This is a genomic window from Burkholderia pseudomultivorans, from assembly GCF_001718415.1.
GTDB lineage: Bacteria > Pseudomonadota > Gammaproteobacteria > Burkholderiales > Burkholderiaceae > Burkholderia > Burkholderia pseudomultivorans_A.
Window position 1 is genome coordinate 4,658,522 of the sequence record NZ_CP013378.1, and the last position, 17,749, is coordinate 4,676,270.

Genomic DNA, 17,749 nt, shown 5'->3' on the forward strand with positions numbered 1-17,749 from the left:
GACAAGGAGAATCCGCAATGAAGAAGAAACTGATCTGCCTGCTGGTGGCCGGCGCGTTGCCGGGCATCGCGCTGGCCGACTCGACATCCGCCGAGATCAAGGCGCTGCAGGCGCAGGTCGCCGCGCTGCAGAAGCAGATGAAGGCCATGCAGGCGCAGCTCGCCGCGCGGCCGGCCGGCGCGCCGGTCGCGCAAGCCGGCGCGAAGGCCGGCGCCGCACCGGTCGCGGTCGCGGCCGATCCGGGCTCGCCCGACTACGGCAAGGCGCCCGCCGTGCTGAGCAACGACGACGTCAGCGAAATGAAGCAGCAGATCGCCAACCAGCAGCTGAAGGTCGACTCGCTGACGGACGCGGCCAACACGGGCCCGCTCGCCGGGCTGTCGGTGACGGGCTACCTCGACCCGACCTACATCTACAACCGCGCGGCCGGCACCTCGTCGTTCCTGTTCGCGAACCACGAGAACGCGTACAACTACTTCAACAGCACGTTCGGCGACCTCTACCTCGACATCAAGAAGACCTTCGGCGTCGGGCCGATGGCGCCGTCGGCCGAGATCACGCTGATGCCGAACCGCGGCAACGGCATCACGCTGCTGCAGAACTCGCGCGGCTCGATCACCGACAACCTGCTGAACACGGCGGTCATCAACGTGCCGATCACCGCCGAGACGACGCTCGTCGCCGGTTTGATCCCGAGCTTCGGCGGCTACGAGGTGCAGCAGTCGAACCAGATGCTCACGCTCACGCACAACCTGCTGTACGACTTCTCCGATCCGGGCAGCTACGTCGGCGCGGGCGCGAACTACACGAAGGGCAACTGGGCGTGGAAGTTCTTCCTCGGCAACGAGCAGTACCGCACCTACGGCTCGGTCACGCAGACGGGCACCAACGCACTCGGCGATCCGATCACGACCAGCAACAAGGTGCCGACCTTCACCGGTCGCTTGGACTACACGTGGTCGAGCGCGCTCGACATCGGCGGCTCGTTCAACATCGGCCGGCAGACGCTGCCGAGCGCGATCGACCCGACCACCGGCAACGTATCGTACGGCGTCGGCGGCGCGGCGCCGAACGCCTACGGCACGTTCTTCTTCGCGGAAGCCGATGCGACCTACACGCTCGCCGACGTGCAGTACAACGCCGAACTCGACTACGGCCAGCAGCAGCATGCAGCCTACAACGGCGGGCTCGCGCAGTGGTACGGCCTGTCGCTGCTCGCGCACCGCAAGTTCAACGCGCCGGTGGTCGGCCGCATGGGCGTGACGCTGCGCTACGATGCGCTCGTGAACCGCAAGAACGGCGGCGGCGGCGGCGGCATCGCGCTGAACGGCAACGGGATGGATCCGTACAACGGCTTCGGCGTCGATGCGGACTGCCTCGCGACGTCGAAGGCGAACGGCGGCCTGGGCTTCGACTGCAAGGGCGCGATCCGCCAGGACGTCGCGCTCGACCTGCTGTTCTATCCGACCCAGCAGATCACCGTGAAGGTCGAATACCGCCACGACTGGGCGAACAACAAGGTGTTCCTGCGCAACGACGGTTCGTACGGCAAGTCCAACGACCTGCTCGCGACGCAGTTCATCTATTCGTTCTGATGCGGTCCGCGCGGGACGCCGTGCCGCGCGCACGGCGTCCCGCGCCGTTTCTACCGGCCCGGCGGCGATGCGTCGCGCATCGCCGCCGGCCGCAACGAGGGAGTCGGTTTCATGACGCAGTCTTTCACCCGCCGTGCCGATGCGCTCGCGCGCGACTCGTACTACGAAGCGACGGCCGTGCGGCCGGCCGCGGACGACCCGGTGCTCGACGACACGATCGACGTCGACGTCTGCGTGATCGGCGCCGGCTTCGCGGGCCTGTCGACGGCGCTCGACTGTCGCGCGCGCGGGCTGTCGGTCGCCGTGATCGACGCGCATCGTCCCGGCTGGGGCGCGTCGGGACGCAACGGCGGCCAGGCGATCACCGGCTTCGCGAAGGACGAGGAGATCGAGCGCCAGCTCGGCGCATCCGGCGCACGCGCCGCGTGGTCGCTGTCGCTCGACGGCGTCGCGCTGATCGCCGAGCGCATCGCGCGCTACGGGATCGACTGCGACTTCACGCGCGGCTACCTGACGGTCGCGACGAAGCCGCGCCGCATCGACGACCTGCATGCGTGGATGGAAGCCGCGACCACGCGCTGGGGCCATCCGTCGCTGGCGTGGCTCGAAACCGGCGAGATCCGTGCGCGCATCGCGTCGACGCGCTATCTCGCGGGCGTCTACGATCCGCTGTCGGGCCACCTGCATCCGCTCAAGTATTGCCTCGGCCTCGCCGACGCCGCGCGCCGCGAAGGCATCGCGCTGTACGCGCACACGCCCGCGCTCGACGTCGTGCGCGGCGCGCGGCCGGTCGTGCGCACGCCGACCGGCGAAGTGCGCTGCCGCTTCGTCGTGTCGTGCTGCAACGCCGGTCCGGGCGGCATCCTGCCCGCATCGACCGCCGCGCGCATCGCGCCGATCGCGTCGTACATCATCGCGACCGAGCCGCTCGGCAAGGCGCGCGCAGACGCGCTGATCGCGCAGCGCGAGGCCGTGTGCGACAACAACTTCTTCCTCGACTACTTCCGGCTGTCGGCCGACCACCGGATGCTGTTCGGCGGCCGCGCGAACTCGGCGGGCGCGTCGCCCGACACGCTCGCCGACACGATCCGCCGGCGCATGGTCGGCGTGTTCCCGCAGCTCGACGACGTGCGCGTCGAGCACGCGTGGGGCGGCTTCGTCGACGTCACGCGCAACCGCGCGCCGGACTTCGGCGCGCTCGATCCGAACTTCTTCTATGTCCAGGGCTTCAGCGGACACGGCGTCGCGCTGACCGGCATCGCCGGGCGCACGATCGCCGGCGCGATCGCGGGCGACACGCGCGCGTTCGACCTGTTCGCGCAACTGCGCCACCGCCGCTTTCCGGGCGGCGACGCGTGGCGGCAGCCCGCGCTCGAACTCGGGATGCTGTACCACCGCGTGCGCGAGCTGTTCTGAGCCCTTCTTCGCCATCCTTATCATGCAGACATTCGCCAACCAGCCGCACGTCGCGTCGTACTACGCGGCGACCGCCAACGATACGACCCGCCATGCGCCGCTCGCCGGCGCGACCGATGCCGACGTGTGCGTGATCGGCGCGGGCCTCACCGGCCTGTCCGCCGCGCTCAATCTCGCCGAGCGCGGCCATTCGGTGACCGTGCTCGAAGCGTCGCGGGTCGGATGGGCCGCGAGCGGCCGCAACGGCGGCCAGCTGATCGGCGGCTTCGCGTGCGACATCGACACGTTCGCGCAGTTCATGCCGGAAAGCGACGTGAAGCGCATCTGGGACATGGGGCTGGAAACGCTGTCGCTCGTGAAGTCGCGCATCGCGAAGCACGACATCGACTGCGCGCTGGTGCCCGGCTACCTGACCGCCGCGAACACCGAGCGCGACGCCGATGCGCTCAGGCGCTGGCGCGACGACGCCGCGAAGCGCTTCGGCTACGAGCGCTTTCATTTCGTCGAAGCGGAGGATCTCGGCGACTACGTGCAGTCGTCGCGCTATTGCGGCGGCCTGTACGACCCGGACAGCGGCCACCTGCATCCGCTGAACTACACGCTCGGCCTCGCGCGCGCGGCGACCGACGCCGGCGTGCGGATCCACGAGGACAGCTGCGTGACGCGCGTGCGCGACGTGTCGGGCGGCCATCTGGTCGAGACGGCGCAGGGCCAGGTGCGCGCCCGTTTCGTCGTGCTTGCGTGCAATACCTATGTCGGCACGCTGTCGCCCGCGCTGTCGAAGAAGATCATGCCGGTCGGCACCTACGTGATCGCCACCGAGCCGCTCGGCGAAGCGCGCGCCGCCGCGCTGATGCCCGCGCGCGCGGCGATCTGCGACAGCCGTTTCGTACTCGACTATTTCCGGCCCGCGCCCGACACGCGCGTCGTGTGGGGCGGCAAGGTCAGCTATTCGACGCGCGCGCCGCGCCGTCTCGCCGAAGCGATGCGCGCGGACATGCTCAAGACGTTCCCGCAGCTCGCGGACGTGAAGATCGACTACGCGTGGGGCGGCTTCGTCGACATCACGATGAACCGCGCGCCGCACTTCGGGCGCATCGCGCCGACGCTGTATTTCGCGCAGGGGTTTTCGGGGCACGGCGTGAATACGACCGCGCTGGCGGGCAAGCTGATCGCCGAGGCGATCGACGGGCAGGCGAGCCGCTTCGACCTGTTCGGCAAGATCCGGCACCGCGACTTCCCCGGCGGTGCGACGCTGCGCACGCCGGCGCTGGTGCTCGCGATGAGCTGGTATCGGCTGCTCGACGCGTTCGGCGTGCACTGAACACCACGCGCGCACGCCGCGTCGATGCAAAAACGGCCGCGCATGGGCGCGGCCGTCGAGCCGGATCGCCGTCTCGCGGCGCGGCGGGCCGGCATGGCCGCCAACCCGGCCGGCGCCCGTCAGTCGGTGCCGTACTTCGGCGAATGCGGGCCGTACAGCAGGCCGTTGGGCGGCCCCGCCGTCAGCAGCCGGCTGCTCGTGAACGCCGCGACGTCGTGGCTCTGGTCCATCAGCGTATTCGCGACCTGCTTGACCGCGGCCGTCACCAGCATGCCGATCAGGCTGCCGCCGCCGTTGTTGCCGCTTTCGTCGCTGGCCGCGCTGGCGCTGCCCTGCCACAGCACGTCGCCGGTGCGCAGGTCGACGAGCTTCGCCGAGGCCGACACGACGGTCGCGCTCGCGAGAATCCGGTACACGGTCCCGTACTGCGACACCTTCGAGTACAGCGCGGCATCCGCGCCGAAGATCTCGCGCAGCTTGGCGGCCGGCGTTTCCTGGATCTCGGCCGCGTTCGTCAGGCCGTTCTGCTTGAAGGTTTCGTCCATCACCGCGACCGGAACGACGTAATAGCCGGACTCGGCGAGCGGCAGCGTCATCTGCGACAGCATCCCGTAGGTCGCGCCGACGTCGGAAGTCTCGTTGACGGGCGGCAGCACGAGGATCGAGCGCGGCTGGCTCTTCTTGAACGCCGTGTAGTCGGGTCGCTTGACCGGCTGTGCGCACGCGCTCAACAGCACGGCGATCGACAGCACGGACATCAGCTTGAATGAAAGAGTCTTGAACATGGCGGGCGCGTCACTGTTTGGCGGGGTTCGAATCGGCCGTCTTCTGGCCGGCGATCGTCTGGCCGGCGGCGCTCCGGGCGGCCGCCTTCGGATCGGCCGGCCGGGGCGCGCCGTCTTTCTTCTTCAGCAGGAAATCCATGTAGGTCGAGGATTCCGGAAACAGCTGCTTCTCGGCCTCGAACTCCTGCGCGGCCTGCTGACCGTTGCCGACGCTCGCGTACAGCATCCCGAGATGCGCATGGAACCCCGGCGGTGGCGTATGGCCCTTGCCGCGAATGTCCTGCAGCGCCTTTTCGAGCGCGTCGATCTGCTCCTGCGGCGACTTCTGCCCCTTGAAGTATTCGTACACCTGCGGCTGGTAGCCGCTCCACTGGTAAAGCGGCGGTGTCGAGCTCGCGCAGCCGGCGAGCAGCAGTGCGGCGGCCGTCGCCGGCAGCCAGTTAGCCCGTTTCATGGTCTGTTCTCTTTTTTTGATGTCGTGGTGAATCGTTCGCTCGCGGCGCCGGCCCCGGCGCCCGCAGCGCTTATTGCGCGGTCTTCAGCGCGCCGGCGTCGACCTGCTCGGCGAGATGGTTCACGGCCTCCTGGATCGCGAGGTCGAGCACCTTGCCGTTCAGCGTCGAGTCGTAGCCGGCCGTACCGCCGAAGCCGATCACCTCGCGGTTCGACAGGCTGAACTCGCCCGCGCCCTGGCTCGAGGCGACGACTTCCGACGTTGTCGTGTCGACGATGTTCAGGTTGACCTTCGCATACGCGACCTGCGTCTTGCCGCGACCGAGGATGCCGAACAGCTGGTGATCGCCGACGTCCTTGCGGCCGAACTCGGTCACGTCGCCCGTCACCACGTAGTTCGCGCCCTTCACGGCCTGCGCCTTCTTCATGAAGCCGGCTTCCTGCTTGATCTCGTCGAGGTTCTCGCGGTCGAGCACGTTGAAGCGCCGGCTCTGCTGCAGGCGCGTGACGAGGATCGTCTTCGCCTGGCCGCCGAGGCGGTCGATGCCGTCCGAGAAAATGCCGCGCATGTAGCTCGAGCGGTTGTCGAACTTGCCGACCGCGATCGCGACGGGCTTGCCCGCATACGGTTTCTGCGCGCTGCTGACGGCCGGCACGTCGAGCGTGCGCGACGACTCGGTCGCGCAGCCGGACAGCGCCGCGACGACGGCCGCCGCGACGACCACGGTGCGTCGTGTCTGAAGGTTCATTGCTGGGTCTCCTTGCCTGGAAAGATTGCCCGGAACGGGCGCGCCGGCGCGTGTGCGAGCCGGCGATCGAAACTGCGGGGGCCGCGCGCATGCGTGCATCGACGCGGCGCGCGTGCGGCCCGATGCGTCGCCAGGCCGGCGACGGCGGGACAGGAAAGGAAGCCGCGCGCCACGGACGTGTTGCGGCGAAAAGCGGAAAAGCGCCGACGCGGTCGAGATTCGCGCGCGCTGGTCACCCGATTATTCTGATTGCTGCGCTGTTGATCGCGCATCATGCGGCCCCGTATATCGTTCGGCGCGATGATAGCAAACGCTTTTATCGAGACGGGGAATCCTGATAATAATTAACGGTTTTGACGGCATCGACGACGCCGCACCTCGTTTTGCGCAAATATTTCGCCGAGCCTTGCCGGCAGCGGCGCTGCGGAGCATGCGCACGAATTCGCGCTTTGATTCGATTGCCGCGCCGACCGGCGCAACGGCCGGCGCCACCCGCACGCCGGCTCGTGCGCGCTCGTTATTCCGCCACCTTCTGGCGCATCGTCACGAATTCCTCGGCCGCGGTCGGATGAATGCCGATCGTGTCGTCGAACTGCGCCTTCGTCGCGCCCGCGCGCATCGCGATCGCGATGCCCTGGATGATCTCGCCCGCTTCGCGGCCGACCATGTGCGCGCCCACCACGCGCTGGCTGTCGCGCGCGACCACCAGTTTCATCAGCGTGCGCTCGTCGCGGCCCGACAGCGTGTGGCGCAGTGCCCTGAACGACGTGCGGTAGATGTCGACGTCGCCGTGCAGCGCACGGGCGGCCGCCTCGGTCAGGCCGACCGTCGCGACTTCGGGCTGGCTGAACACGGCCGACGGCACCGCGGCGTGGTCGGCCGCGACGCGCCGCCCGCCGAACAGCGTCGTCGCGAGCAGCCCGGCGTCGCGCGTCGCCACCGGCGTGAGCTGCGGGCGCGAGGTCACGTCGCCGATCGCGTGGATCGAGTCGACCGACGTCGCCGAATACGCATCGACCGCGATCGCGCCGCGCGCGTCGAGCGCGACGCCCGTCTGTTCGAGCCCGAGCCCCTCGACGTTCGGCACGCGCCCGGTCGCGTAGAGCACCGCGTCGTACGGCCCGTGTCGCGCATCGCCGACGCGCACGCTCAGCGAGCCGTCGTCCGCGCGCGCGATCGCGTCGACCGTCGCGCCCGCATGGATCGCGACGCCCTGTTTCGTCATTTCATCGGACAGGAACTGCCGCACGTCGTCGTCGAAGCCGCGCAGGATCTTCTCGCCGCGATAGAACAGGTCGACCCGGCTGCCGAAGCCGTTGAAGATGCCGGCGAACTCGACCGCGATGTAGCCGCCGCCGACCACCGCGATGCGCGCCGGCAGCGCGGCGAGCGACAGCGCCTCGCGCGACGTGATCGCGTGTTCGATGCCCGGCCGCGGCGGCAGCGACGGGCGCGAGCCGGTCGCGATCGCGATGTGGCGCGCGCGGAAGCGGCGCTCGCCGACGGCGACCGTGTGCGCATCGACGAGCGTCGCGCGCCCCTCGTGCATGTCGACGCCGGACTGCCGCAGCAGGCCGATGTAGATGTCGCTCAGGCGATTGATCTCGCGATCCTTCGCGGCGATCAGCGCGGGCCAGTCGAGCGTGCCGGCGCCGAAGCGCCAGCCGAAGCCCTTCGCATCGTCGACGTCGTGCGGATAGTGCGACGCGTAGACGAGCAGTTTCTTCGGGATGCAGCCGCGCAGCACGCAGGTGCCGCCGATCTGCTCCTGTTCCGCAATGCCGACGCGTGCGCCGTATGAAGCCGACATCCGGGCCAGCCGCACGCCGCCCGAGCCGGCCCCGATCACGAACAGGTCGTAGTCGAAATCCATCGCATGCCCTCATCGCAGTTCGGATGACGGCACGATAGCAAGATTCGGGATTTCGTGCGGCGCGCCGCGCGCGCCATAAAAAACGGCGAGAGACGTCGCCTCTCGCCGGTCAATCCGACTGCCGGGTGTGTCATGCGTCACCGATCGACCGCATGCCCGACCCGCCGGTTGCGCGGCACCGCTCCGCCCGGCCGCGCGAAGGGCGCGCACGGGCCGGAGCGGCCGCCATGCTCGTCAGGCCTGCGACGTGTCGCCGCCGTCCGTCGCCTGCGTATCGTCCGCAGCCTGCTCGGGCTGCTCTTCCTTCTTCTCGAGCAGGCCTTCGAGCGCCTCGGCGCCCTTGAAGCCGGCGACGGCCGCGGCCGCCTTGGTCAGCAGGCCTGCATCCGGATCGACCTTCTCCGCCGCCTCGACGGCCGCCACTGCGCCAGCGATTTCACCCACGGTGTTCAGGATACCCATCGTCAACCCCTCTCAAGAAAATCGTGAGCCGATCGTCCCACGAAAAAAACCGGCGGACCGCGTTTGTCATCACCGGATACACAAGTTACGCACCAGGCCGGCGGCGCACGATGCGCCGTGCGCACACCGGAACGACGCACGCGCGTGCGCTGCGGCACACGGCGGGCGATGCACGCAGCGTAGCGGAAAGCACGCACGCGCATTGTCAAAGTATGTTCTGGAATGCCGACGGATCGCTTACGGATTGCGCAATGCGATGAAGCAAACGCCGAATAACGCGCGCCGGCCCGGCGGGCGCGCCGTTCAGAACTGGTGCCGGATACCGGCCATCACGCCGAGCTGCGTCATGCCGGGCGCGGGCGTCGTCCCGCCGCCGCCCTGGCTGACCGTGTACTGCGCGTGCGCGCTGTTCCACAGATACGCGCCCTGCAGGTAGACGGCCGTGCGCTTGGACAGCAGGTAGGTGCCGCGCAGCACGCCGATCGTGCCGCGCGCGTCATGCACGCGATTGACGATCCGGTATGCGCCGCCGTCGACGACCAGGAACGGCGCGGCGCGCCACGACGCGGTCAGGTAGAACTGGTCGTAGCCGACGTTCGGCGTCTGCGCGGACACGAGCCGCACGCGGCGGCCGAGCCAGCCGCCGCCGAAACGCCATGCGCCGAATTCGCCATAACCGTTCAGCTGCATCCGCACGTCCTTGTCGCCCGGCTGCGTGAACGCGACCGGCGCGACGCCGTCGTAGAAGCTCGCGGCCGCGCCCGCGCCGCCGCGCTGCTCGTCGTACGCGGCCGCCACGCCGAAGCCGCGCGCGTCGTAGCGCAGCATCGCCGACCACTCGCGGCAGGTCTGCGCACTGCCCGCCACCGGGCCGGCGCAGGTACCCTGCCCGGGCGAATTGCCGGTGCCGGCCGCATCGCGCCCGAACGACCAGGTCGCGCCGACGGTCAGCCCGCCGAACGCGCCCTTGTACGCGATCGTGCTGTCGCTGCGCGCGCTCGGCAGGTACTGGTCGAACGACGCGAGGCCGCCGTAGATGTCGGGCCCGAGCAGGTCGGCATCGGCCACCGCCCAGTACGTCATCGTGTACTGGCGGCCGAAGCTCAGGCTGCCGTACGGGCCGTCCACGCCGACCCACGCCTGCCGGCCGAACAGCCGCCCGCCCTGGTTCGCGGCGCCGTTGCGCAGGTTGAAGCCGTTCTCGAGCACGAAATTCGCGCGCCAGCCGCCGCCGAGCGCTTCGCTGCCGCGCAGCCCCCAGCGCGACGGCAGCTCGCCGGTGATGCCGGGCATGCGCACCACGCTGTTGCCCGCAGCATCCGCATGCGAAACGAATTCGACGCCCGTATCGACGACGCCGTACAGCGTCACGCTGCCCTGCGCACATGCCGGCGCGCACGCGAGTGTGGCCAGCGCGGCGGATCCCGCTCCAACCCATGCTTTCATGGTGTTTCGTCTCCGGTCGTTTTGATTTGCAGTCCGGATCTATCGGATGCGTCGCATGCACGCGATACCGCGTGCGACGCGTGATCCGGACGCCTGGCGCATTATCCGGAGACGAAACCCTGCTGAATATTGCCGATTCGGCGAAAAGTCATGACCATGCGGCATGACCCGACGGCCTGCGCTTCAACGCGAGGCGCGCTTCAAAAGCAGAAAGGCGCCTTGCGGCGCCTTCCTGCATGCGATCGAACGAGACGGCTGCCGATCAGAAGATGTTGCGCAGGCCGATCGCGATGCCGGTCTGGTTGCTGCGGCCCGGCAGCTCGACGTTGGCTGCGCCGTTCGTCTTGTTGAAGTCGATGGTGCCGTAGACTTCGGTGCGCTTGCTCAGCGCGTACTCGGCGATGCCGACGATCGCGTAGCGGTTGCCGCTCGCGAGCGTGCCGTTCGCGGTCATCGCGTTGCGCATGTGGTCGTAGTAGAACGCGCCCGTCAGCGTCAGCGGCGTGCTGACCTGCCAGCTCACGCCCGCGAACGGGCCGTCGTCGATCCGGCCGGTGCCCTTCGCCACCGGAATCGTCTGCTGTGCGAGGAGGCTGTCGACGAAGCCGGTGTCATCCTTCGAGCGCAGGTAGCCCGCGTAGACCTTCGCCTTGCTGAACGCGTAGACGACGTTCGCGTGGTAGATCGTCTGCTTGCGCGCCGAGTTGTCGCTGTTCTGCTGCGCGCCGGCCGCGATGCTGAGCGGGCCCATCACGTACGACAGCGACACGCCCCACGCATTGCCCTTGCCGAGCGAACCCGGGATCTGGCCCGAGAAGCCGCCCGCGCCGGTCGATTCGTAGTTGGTGCCGGTCGAGTACATCGCCTTCGCGGTCAGGCCCGCGAACTTGCCGGTGTACTTGATCTGGTTGTCCGCATACAGGCCGCCGCCGAGCGCAACCGGCAGCCACGCGTTCTCGAGATAGTTGCCGACGGTCAGCGGATCGTAGGTGTCCGACAGCAGGTCGAACAGCGGCGTCTTCTGGCGGCCGAGCGTGACCGTGCCGTACGGGCTCTGCAGGCCGACGTAGGCCGCACGGTTGAACAGGCGGCCGCTGTCGGCGAACGCGCCGTTCTGCAGGTTCACGCCGCTTTCCAGGTTGAACAATGCCTTCAGGCCGCCGCCGAGGTCTTCGGTGCCGTAGATGCCGAAGCGGCTGTTGGTGATCGCGCCGTTGGTCATCGACACGAGACCGTCGTTGTTCGCGTTCGCGTTGGTCAGGTAGCGGACGCTGACGTCGGCGACGCCCCACAGCGTGACCGAGCTTTGTGCTGCTGCATTCTGACTGGCGAATGCCAGCAATGCGCCCCCTGCGAGTGCTGCGAGTCGGATGGTCTGCTTCACGAGCTTTCCTTTTTTAGGTGTCTCCATTCATGGCCGGCCGCGTGCGCAGCCGGGTGGCGATCGCGCGCGTTCTTGGCGCGCACGATGTGGGCTGAATCATATGACGAGTGCAATCGTTGAAAGAAATTGAAACGCACAGTCACGCGCGAACTGTCGCCCGCGCACAACGTTATGCGCGGCGGCGCGGGATCGACGGCCGTCAGGCGTGATCCGGGCGCGTCCGGCGGGACGCTCGGGGCGGCCTCGGGTCTGTAAGGAGGGCCGCGCGGCCGTGGGCGGGAAGGACGACGCGCCGCCGTGGCCGATCACGTCACGCGGCCGAGGGCGGCGCGTCGTCGCTCGCGTGCCGGCGCCACGCCCGCCGCACGATTTCGGCGAACGCGCCCGCGAGCAGCAGCACCGCGCCCCACAGCGCGACTTCCGCGACGAGCCGCGTGACGAAACCGCCGATCACCGCACCCGCGAGAAAGCAGAAGCTGATCGTCGCGAGCAGCGCCGAGTCGTGCAGCGCGCCCGCGTCGTAGCGCGGGATCAGCCCGACGAACAGCTTCTGCGCGGCACGCCGCAGGTTGCCGGTCGTCATCACCGACGTGTACGACAGTTCCTCGAGATGCGTAAACGACAGCGTCTGCAGCGTCGCGACGAACGAGATGCCGGGAATCAGCCAGCCGCTCGACGCGCCGACCGCGCCGCTCGCCGCGATGGCGAGAAACGCGATCTCGACGATCAGGCTCGCGAACGCCGTGTGCCGCATCCAGCCGCGCTGCGCGGCGAGCCCGAGCAGATGCGCGACGAACACCGCGAGCACGAAGCCGATCAACGGCGGCACGTGATGCAGCGCGGCGGCCCATTCGCCGGCCGACACGTTGATGCCGAGCAGCGCGACGTTGCCCGTCATCGTGTTCGCGAACACGTGGCCGTGGCCGACGTAGGTGTACGCATCGAGATAGCCGCCGGACAGCGTCAGCAGCGCGGCGACGGTGAGATTGCGGCTGGCGCCGTCGAGATCCATCGATCCTCCCGTGGGGTGCGCCGCCCGCGCGGTGCGCGGCGGACGGTGCGGAATTCGGTTGCGGGCGTCGCGTCCCGCCGCTGGCCGCAGCGACGCGCGGCACGGGCAGCGCCAAGCGCCGGAATGGCGGGCGGGACGGGTCAGGCCGAGTATAGCGGCGCGCCGGACGCGGGCCGGATTGGCGCGGCCGCGGGCGACGACACAAGCGGGGCCGGGCGGCCGCGGCCTACTGCCCGATGCCGGTGAGGCCGATCAGCGCGCCGGCCGCAAGCAGCCACAGCGGATGAATGCGCGTGCGATAGGCGAGCACCGCGCACGCGGCCGTGATGCCCCACTGGATCGCGGTGTGGTTCGACGCGTCGGCAATCAGCACCGCGCTCGCCGCGACGAGCCCGGCCGTGACGGGCATCATCCCCTGCTGCACGTAGCGGCGCCACGGCCGGTCGCGGAAGCGCTCCCACGCGTGCAGCGCGAGCACGGTGACGATCGACGACGGCCCGAACTTCGCGAGCGACGCGACGAGCAGCCCGGCCCAGCCGGAGACGTGCCAGCCGACCAGCGACACGATCATCATGTTCGGCCCGGGCGCCGCCTGCGCGAGCGCGAACAGCGCGGTGAACTCGTGCGCGCTCATCCAGTGATGCACGTCGACGACCTGCCGCTGCATCTCCGGCAGGATCGTGTTGCCGCCGCCGAACGCCAGCAGCGACAGCTGGCTGAAGATCGTCGCGATCGCGACCAGCGTATCGTTCATCGCCGACCTCCCGGTTGCGCGTCGCGCCGCCGCGCCGCGAGCCAGACGCTCACCGGCGTCAGCACGAGCATCGTGGTCAGCAGCGGCAAGCGCAGCACCGCGATCGCGACGAACGCGAGCACCGCGATGCCGGCCGCCGCGCGCGCATGCCGCAGCGGCTTCGCGACCTTCACGGCCATCGCGGCGAGCAGCCCTGCGGCCGCGGCCGCAAGGCCCGCGAACAGATGCTGCACGCGCGGATCGTTCTGCGTTTTCGCGTACAGCACGCCGAGCGCGACGACGACGAGCGTCGGCCCCGCGATCAGCCCGAGAATGCCGGCGAACGCGCCGGGAATGCCGCGAAAGCGCATGCCGACGGCCACCGACAGGTTGATCACGTTGCCGCCCGGCAGGAACTGGCACAGGCCGAGCAGATCGGTGAATTCGTCGGCGCTCAGCCACTTGCGCTCTTCGACGATGGTGCGCCGCGCGAACGGCAGCGCGCCGCCGAACGACATCAGCCCGAGCGACAGAAAACCGGTGAACAACTCGGCGAGACCGATCCGGCGCGGCGACGCGGCGGACGGCGGAGAAGCGGATTGCATGGGGATCCTCATCAAGCGGTCAGCCGAGCTTACCGCCGTTCGGGATGCCGGCAAAACGATTTTATCGGCGCGTCCTTGTGATCTAGAATCACAAGCATGGCACGCGATCTCCCGCCCTTTTCCGCGCTTCGGGCCTTTGAAGCCGCGGCACGACATGAAAGCTTCAGCGCCGCCGGCGACGAGCTGCATGTGACTCACGGTGCCATCAGCCGGCAGATCGCCGGTTTCGAGGCGTGGCTCGGCAAGCCGGTGTTCCACCGCTACGGCAAGCGCGTCAAGCTCACCGACGAGGGTCGCCGCTATCTGGACACCGTGCGCGCCGCGTTCGACAGCATCGCGCTCGCGACCGAGCAGCTGCGCCATACCGGCACCGCGCGCGTGCTGCGCATCAACGCGCTGCCGACCTTCGCGATGAAATGGCTGCTGCCGCGCCTGTCGCGATTCCAGCGCGACGTGCCGAACGTGGAGCTGAAGCTGTCGACGTCGAACGCGCCGCTCGACACGCTCGACGGCTTCGACGTCGCGATCCGCCGCGGCCCGGGCCACTGGCCGAACTGCGCGAGCGGCCACTTCCTCGACGAAAGCGTGATCCCGGTCTGCAGCCCCGCGCTGCTCCGGCGCGCGCCGATCGCGCGCGCGGACGATCTCGCGCGGCACGTGCTGCTGCATTCGGATACGCGCCCGGAAGGCTGGCGCGACTGGTTCGCGGCGGCCGGCGTCGCGATGAAGGCGCGCAAGCGGCAGTCGTTCGACCACTTCTATCTCGCGCTGCAGGCGGCCGTCGACGGGCTCGGCGTCGCGCTCGGCCCGCTGCCGCTGATCGACGACGAACTCGCGAGCGGCCGGCTCGTGATGCCGCTCGACGGCCCGCGCATCGCGACGCGCAGCTACTGGTGGATCACGCCGTGCGCGCCGGCGGACGATCCGCTGGTCGCGCAGTTCTGCGCGTGGCTGCAGACGCAGTCGAACCTCGTCGCGTAGCGCGGCGCGGTTCGACGAGGCAGGCGAGGCGGATGACGTGGGCAGCAGGACGCCGCCCGCTGGACGCTCAGACCACCGGGCCCGGTTCCTTTTCCTTGCGCAGGATCGCGTACAGGATGATCGCGCCGAACGTCGCAGTGCCGATCCCGCCGAGCCCGAAGCCGCCGATCTTCAGCGAGAAGTCGCCGGCGCCGAGCACCAGCGTGACGGCCGCGACGATCAGGTTGCGGTTGTCGGAGAAGTCGACCTTGTTGACGACCCAGATCCGCGCGCCGGTCACCGCGATCAGCCCGAACACGACGATCGACACGCCGCCGAGCACCGGGCCCGGAATCGTCTGGATCACCGCGCCGAACTTCGGCGAGAAGCCGAGCACGATCGCGATCAGCGCGGCCACCGCGAACACCAGCGTCGAATAGATCCGCGTGACGGCCATCACGCCGATGTTCTCCGAATAGGTGGTGACGCCCGTGCCGCCGACGCTGCCCGACACGATCGTCGCGAGCCCGTCGCCGATGAACGCGCGGCCGACGTAGCGGTCGAGGTTGGTGCCCGTCATCGCGCTGACGGCCTTGATGTGGCCGAGGTTCTCGGCGACGAGGATCACCGCGACCGGCGCCAGCATCAGCATGGCGTGCGGATCGAACACCGGCGCGGTGAAGGCCGGCATCCCGAACCACGCCGCATGCGCGACGATCGAGAAGTCGACCGGCTTGCCGAGCCCCATGCCGTTGGTCGCGATCGCGTAGATCGCGTAGGCGATCGCGAGCCCGACCAGGATCAGCAGGCGCTGCACCATGCCGCGCGCGAACACCGCGACGCCGCCGACGCACAGCACCGTGACGAGCGCCATCACCGAGTCGAAGGTCGACGCAGAGACGCCCTTGACCGCGATCGGCGCGAGGTTCAGCCCGATCACCGCGACCACCGCGCCGGTGACGACGGGCGGCATCAGCGCCTCGATCCAGCGCGTGCCGATCGCCGACACCAGCGCGCCGAGCGCCACGTACACGACGCCGCACGCGACGATCCCGCCGAGCGCGACCGGAATGTTCGGGTTCGGGCCGCTGCCGCCGTAGCCCGTCACCGCGATCACCAGGCCGATGAACGCGAAGCTCGAGCCGAGGTAGCTCGGCACGCGGCCGCCCACCAGCACGAAGAACAGCAGCGTGCCGATGCCCGACATGAAGATGCACAGGTTCGGGTCGAAGCCCATCAGCAGCGGCGCGAGCACCGTCGAGCCGAACATCGCGACGACGTGCTGCACGCCCATCGCGACCATCTGCGGCCACGCCAGGCGCTCGTCGGGGCCGACCACGCGCGCGGCCGCGCCGGTCGATTGCACCCGCCAGCGCGGGAAATAGGAATCGGACATGGGGAAAAGGGCTCCTGTCGGTCGCCGGCTGCGAACGGTGCGCCGGTCTGGAATCTGGCGCGAGTTTACGGAGCGGCAATGGGGCTGGCAAGCGCGGCGCGGACCGCCGGCGGTTCGACGCACCGGCCCTGCATTTTCGAATTCGTCTGATTCACAGCGCACGCCGCGCCGCCTACAGTACGTGAACCGCAGCGCGCCAGGGCGCGGCGGCGTTGTCCAGTTGCTCCCTCCACCGTCCGGGCGTTGCGCCCGGGCGGTTTTTTTTGTCGCGCTGTCGATGTAAGCGGGCGCTCACATCGAAAGCGGCACACGCTGCATCACGGGTTGATGTACTGGAACAACGACAGGTTCTGCAGCTGCGCGTAGGCCTTCTGCGCGCCGGTGAGCGCGTTCTGCATCTGCAGGAACTGGCTGATCGTCGTCACCATATTGGTGCTCGTCACGTCCGCGAGGTTGCTCGTGACCTGCAGCGTATTGGTCTGGTTCACGGCCTGCATCGCCTGGATTTCCTGCTCGCGGCCGCCGACCGACGCCTGCACGGTGAGGATGTTCGTCATCGTGTTGTCGAGCTTGGTCGTGCCGGTCGTCATCGTGTTCGCGAGCGCGGCGGCCGCGGCCGTGTCGTTGCCGACCGGCACCTTCAGCGCGGCGATCATCGTGTCGAGCGTCGCGAACACGTCGGTGCCGGCCTGCGGCGCGGGCGTGACCGAGAACGTGTCGCCCGACGCCGGCGTGCCCGACACCGGCACCGTCAGCCCGTTGCCGAGCGCGATCGCCGTGCCCGCCTCGTACGGCTGCGGATCCGTCGTGGTCGCCGGCGTGGCGGTGTTGTCGGTCACCGTGTAGGTCGGCGCGTCCGACGTGCCGCCGAACGTGATCGTGAACTGGTGCGTGTTGGTCGCGGCCGACGGGTCCGTGATCGACACCGCGCCGATCGTGCCCGTGCCCAGGTTGCGCGCGCCGGCGGCCGGCACCGGCTGGCTGCCGAGCATCGGCACCGACATGAACACGCTCGCGCCGTCGTCGCCCTGCGCGATCGTGCGCGTGTCGGCGATCTGCACCTGGCGCGCGCCGCGGTCGCCGCTGTAGATCGCGCCGCCGCCCGTGCTGTTCGAGAACGGCGCCGTGGTCGACTGGTAACCGGCAAACAGGTAGTTGCCCGCGCCGTCGGTCGTGTTCGCGAGCGTCATCAGCTGGTCGCGATAGCCCTGCAGCTGCGTCGCGATCGCCGAGCGGTCGCTGTCGGACAGCGAGCCGTCGCCGGCCTGCATCACGCTCGAGTGGATCGTGTTCAGCAGGTTGTTGACGGTCGTCAGCGTCTGGTCCTCCTTCTGCAGCGACGACAGCGCGACGTTCTGGTTCGTCGCGTACTGCGACAGCGTCGCCGAGGTCATCGACAACTGCACGGCCTGCGCAGCGCCGAGCGGGTTGTCGGCCGGCGTCGACAGGCTCACGCCGCTCGAGATCTGCTGGTAGAGCTGCGCGAGCTGCGCCTGCTGGTCGCTCATCTGCGCGACGTTGAGCTGGTAGAACTGGGCAGTGGAAATCCGCATCGC

17 protein-coding genes are annotated in these 17,749 nt (G+C 69.2%); 4 read left to right on the forward strand and 13 right to left on the reverse strand.

The features are described 5' to 3' along the window. The first annotated feature begins 17 nt into the window (after window positions 1-17). From WS57_RS33850 to WS57_RS33860, 3 genes are all read left to right on the forward strand, one after another. Window positions 18-1,595: a DUF3138 family protein gene (locus tag WS57_RS33850; protein WP_059516826.1), complete on the forward strand. Its 1,578-nt coding sequence runs from the start codon at window positions 18-20 to the stop codon at window positions 1,593-1,595. 111 nt (window positions 1,596-1,706) lie between these two features. Beyond that, window positions 1,707-3,011, forward strand: coding sequence for an NAD(P)/FAD-dependent oxidoreductase (locus tag WS57_RS33855; RefSeq protein WP_069245388.1), 1,305 nt, complete (start codon window positions 1,707-1,709; stop codon window positions 3,009-3,011). Window positions 3,012-3,033: 22 nt separating this feature from the next. Further along, window positions 3,034-4,335: an NAD(P)/FAD-dependent oxidoreductase gene (locus tag WS57_RS33860; protein ID WP_060299667.1), complete on the forward strand. Its 1,302-nt coding sequence runs from the start codon at window positions 3,034-3,036 to the stop codon at window positions 4,333-4,335. 119 nt (window positions 4,336-4,454) lie between these two features. Here WS57_RS33860 and WS57_RS33865 read toward each other — a convergent pair whose 3' ends face one another. The 11 genes from WS57_RS33865 to WS57_RS33910 form a co-directional block, all read right to left on the reverse strand. Then, window positions 4,455-5,120: a DUF799 domain-containing protein gene (locus WS57_RS33865; RefSeq protein WP_040128419.1), complete on the reverse strand. Its 666-nt coding sequence runs from the start codon at window positions 5,118-5,120 to the stop codon at window positions 4,455-4,457. 10 nt (window positions 5,121-5,130) lie between these two features. Then, window positions 5,131-5,574, reverse strand: a complete 444-nt coding sequence (locus tag WS57_RS33870) for a DUF4810 domain-containing protein (RefSeq protein WP_059516835.1) — start codon at window positions 5,572-5,574, stop codon at window positions 5,131-5,133. A gap of 70 nt (window positions 5,575-5,644) precedes the next feature. After that, window positions 5,645-6,322 carry a CsgG/HfaB family protein gene (locus WS57_RS33875; protein WP_059481687.1) on the reverse strand — a complete coding sequence of 226 codons (678 nt, stop codon included), beginning with the start codon at window positions 6,320-6,322 and terminating at the stop codon, window positions 5,645-5,647. Then, window positions 6,319-6,597, reverse strand: a complete 279-nt coding sequence (locus WS57_RS37450) for a hypothetical protein (protein ID WP_155774385.1) — start codon at window positions 6,595-6,597, stop codon at window positions 6,319-6,321. Before WS57_RS37450 ends, WS57_RS33875 begins: the two co-directional genes overlap by 4 nt. Before the next feature lie 242 nt (window positions 6,598-6,839). After that, window positions 6,840-8,195 (reverse strand): glutathione-disulfide reductase, encoded by a 1,356-nt coding sequence (gene gor, locus WS57_RS33880; RefSeq protein WP_069245389.1) that lies wholly within the window; start codon window positions 8,193-8,195, stop codon window positions 6,840-6,842. Window positions 8,196-8,429: 234 nt separating this feature from the next. Continuing rightward, on the reverse strand, window positions 8,430-8,657 hold the full coding sequence (locus tag WS57_RS33885) for a hypothetical protein (protein ID WP_009693647.1): 228 nt from the start codon (window positions 8,655-8,657) through the stop codon (window positions 8,430-8,432). A gap of 303 nt (window positions 8,658-8,960) precedes the next feature. After that, window positions 8,961-10,103 (reverse strand): porin, encoded by a 1,143-nt coding sequence (locus tag WS57_RS33890; RefSeq protein WP_069245390.1) that lies wholly within the window; start codon window positions 10,101-10,103, stop codon window positions 8,961-8,963. 262 nt (window positions 10,104-10,365) lie between these two features. After that, window positions 10,366-11,487 (reverse strand): porin, encoded by a 1,122-nt coding sequence (locus WS57_RS33895; RefSeq protein WP_009693651.1) that lies wholly within the window; start codon window positions 11,485-11,487, stop codon window positions 10,366-10,368. A 310-nt stretch (window positions 11,488-11,797) separates the two neighbouring features. After that, on the reverse strand, window positions 11,798-12,499 hold the full coding sequence (locus WS57_RS33900) for a YoaK family protein (RefSeq protein ID WP_059481682.1): 702 nt from the start codon (window positions 12,497-12,499) through the stop codon (window positions 11,798-11,800). Between the two features lie 226 nt (window positions 12,500-12,725). Continuing rightward, on the reverse strand, window positions 12,726-13,253 hold the full coding sequence (locus WS57_RS33905; protein WP_040128428.1) for a chromate transporter: 528 nt from the start codon (window positions 13,251-13,253) through the stop codon (window positions 12,726-12,728). Next, window positions 13,250-13,837, reverse strand: coding sequence for a chromate transporter (locus WS57_RS33910; protein ID WP_040128429.1), 588 nt, complete (start codon window positions 13,835-13,837; stop codon window positions 13,250-13,252). The genes WS57_RS33905 and WS57_RS33910 overlap by 4 nt, the downstream gene beginning before the upstream one ends. A 96-nt stretch (window positions 13,838-13,933) precedes the next feature. Between WS57_RS33910 and WS57_RS33915 the strand changes: the two genes are divergently transcribed. After that, complete coding sequence (locus WS57_RS33915; protein WP_059603503.1) at window positions 13,934-14,818, forward strand: transcriptional regulator GcvA; 885 nt, start codon at window positions 13,934-13,936, stop codon at window positions 14,816-14,818. Window positions 14,819-14,885: 67 nt separating this feature from the next. On the opposite strand, the gene WS57_RS33920 is transcribed toward WS57_RS33915, so the two are convergent. Both WS57_RS33920 and flgL read right to left on the reverse strand, forming a co-directional pair. Further along, window positions 14,886-16,193 (reverse strand): solute carrier family 23 protein, encoded by a 1,308-nt coding sequence (locus WS57_RS33920; protein ID WP_040128431.1) that lies wholly within the window; start codon window positions 16,191-16,193, stop codon window positions 14,886-14,888. A gap of 317 nt (window positions 16,194-16,510) precedes the next feature. Then, window positions 16,511-17,746 carry a flagellar hook-associated protein FlgL gene (flgL, locus tag WS57_RS33925; RefSeq protein ID WP_009691247.1) on the reverse strand — a complete coding sequence of 412 codons (1,236 nt, stop codon included), beginning with the start codon at window positions 17,744-17,746 and terminating at the stop codon, window positions 16,511-16,513. Window positions 17,747-17,749: the final 3 nt, after the last annotated feature.

Excerpts from the sequence above, each read along its gene's own strand:
- WS57_RS33850 (WP_059516826.1), top strand. The coding sequence starts at position 18 with ATGAAGAAGAAACTGATCTGCCTGCTGGTGGCCGGCGCGTTGCCGGGC.
- WS57_RS33855 (WP_069245388.1), top strand. The coding sequence starts at position 1,707 with ATGACGCAGTCTTTCACCCGCCGTGCCGATGCGCTCGCGCGCGACTCG.
- WS57_RS33860 (WP_060299667.1), top strand. The coding sequence starts at position 3,034 with ATGCAGACATTCGCCAACCAGCCGCACGTCGCGTCGTACTACGCGGCG.
- WS57_RS33865 (WP_040128419.1), bottom strand. The coding sequence starts at position 5,120 with ATGTTCAAGACTCTTTCATTCAAGCTGATGTCCGTGCTGTCGATCGCC.
- WS57_RS33870 (WP_059516835.1), bottom strand. The coding sequence starts at position 5,574 with ATGAAACGGGCTAACTGGCTGCCGGCGACGGCCGCCGCACTGCTGCTC.
- WS57_RS33875 (WP_059481687.1), bottom strand. The coding sequence starts at position 6,322 with ATGAACCTTCAGACACGACGCACCGTGGTCGTCGCGGCGGCCGTCGTC.
- WS57_RS37450 (WP_155774385.1), bottom strand. The coding sequence starts at position 6,597 with ATGATGCGCGATCAACAGCGCAGCAATCAGAATAATCGGGTGACCAGC.
- gor (WP_069245389.1), bottom strand. The coding sequence starts at position 8,195 with ATGGATTTCGACTACGACCTGTTCGTGATCGGGGCCGGCTCGGGCGGC.
- WS57_RS33885 (WP_009693647.1), bottom strand. The coding sequence starts at position 8,657 with ATGGGTATCCTGAACACCGTGGGTGAAATCGCTGGCGCAGTGGCGGCC.
- WS57_RS33890 (WP_069245390.1), bottom strand. The coding sequence starts at position 10,103 with ATGAAAGCATGGGTTGGAGCGGGATCCGCCGCGCTGGCCACACTCGCG.
- WS57_RS33900 (WP_059481682.1), bottom strand. The coding sequence starts at position 12,499 with ATGGATCTCGACGGCGCCAGCCGCAATCTCACCGTCGCCGCGCTGCTG.
- WS57_RS33905 (WP_040128428.1), bottom strand. The coding sequence starts at position 13,253 with ATGAACGATACGCTGGTCGCGATCGCGACGATCTTCAGCCAGCTGTCG.
- WS57_RS33910 (WP_040128429.1), bottom strand. The coding sequence starts at position 13,837 with ATGCAATCCGCTTCTCCGCCGTCCGCCGCGTCGCCGCGCCGGATCGGT.
- WS57_RS33915 (WP_059603503.1), top strand. The coding sequence starts at position 13,934 with ATGGCACGCGATCTCCCGCCCTTTTCCGCGCTTCGGGCCTTTGAAGCC.
- WS57_RS33920 (WP_040128431.1), bottom strand. The coding sequence starts at position 16,193 with ATGTCCGATTCCTATTTCCCGCGCTGGCGGGTGCAATCGACCGGCGCG.
- flgL (WP_009691247.1), bottom strand. The coding sequence starts at position 17,746 with ATGCGGATTTCCACTGCCCAGTTCTACCAGCTCAACGTCGCGCAGATG.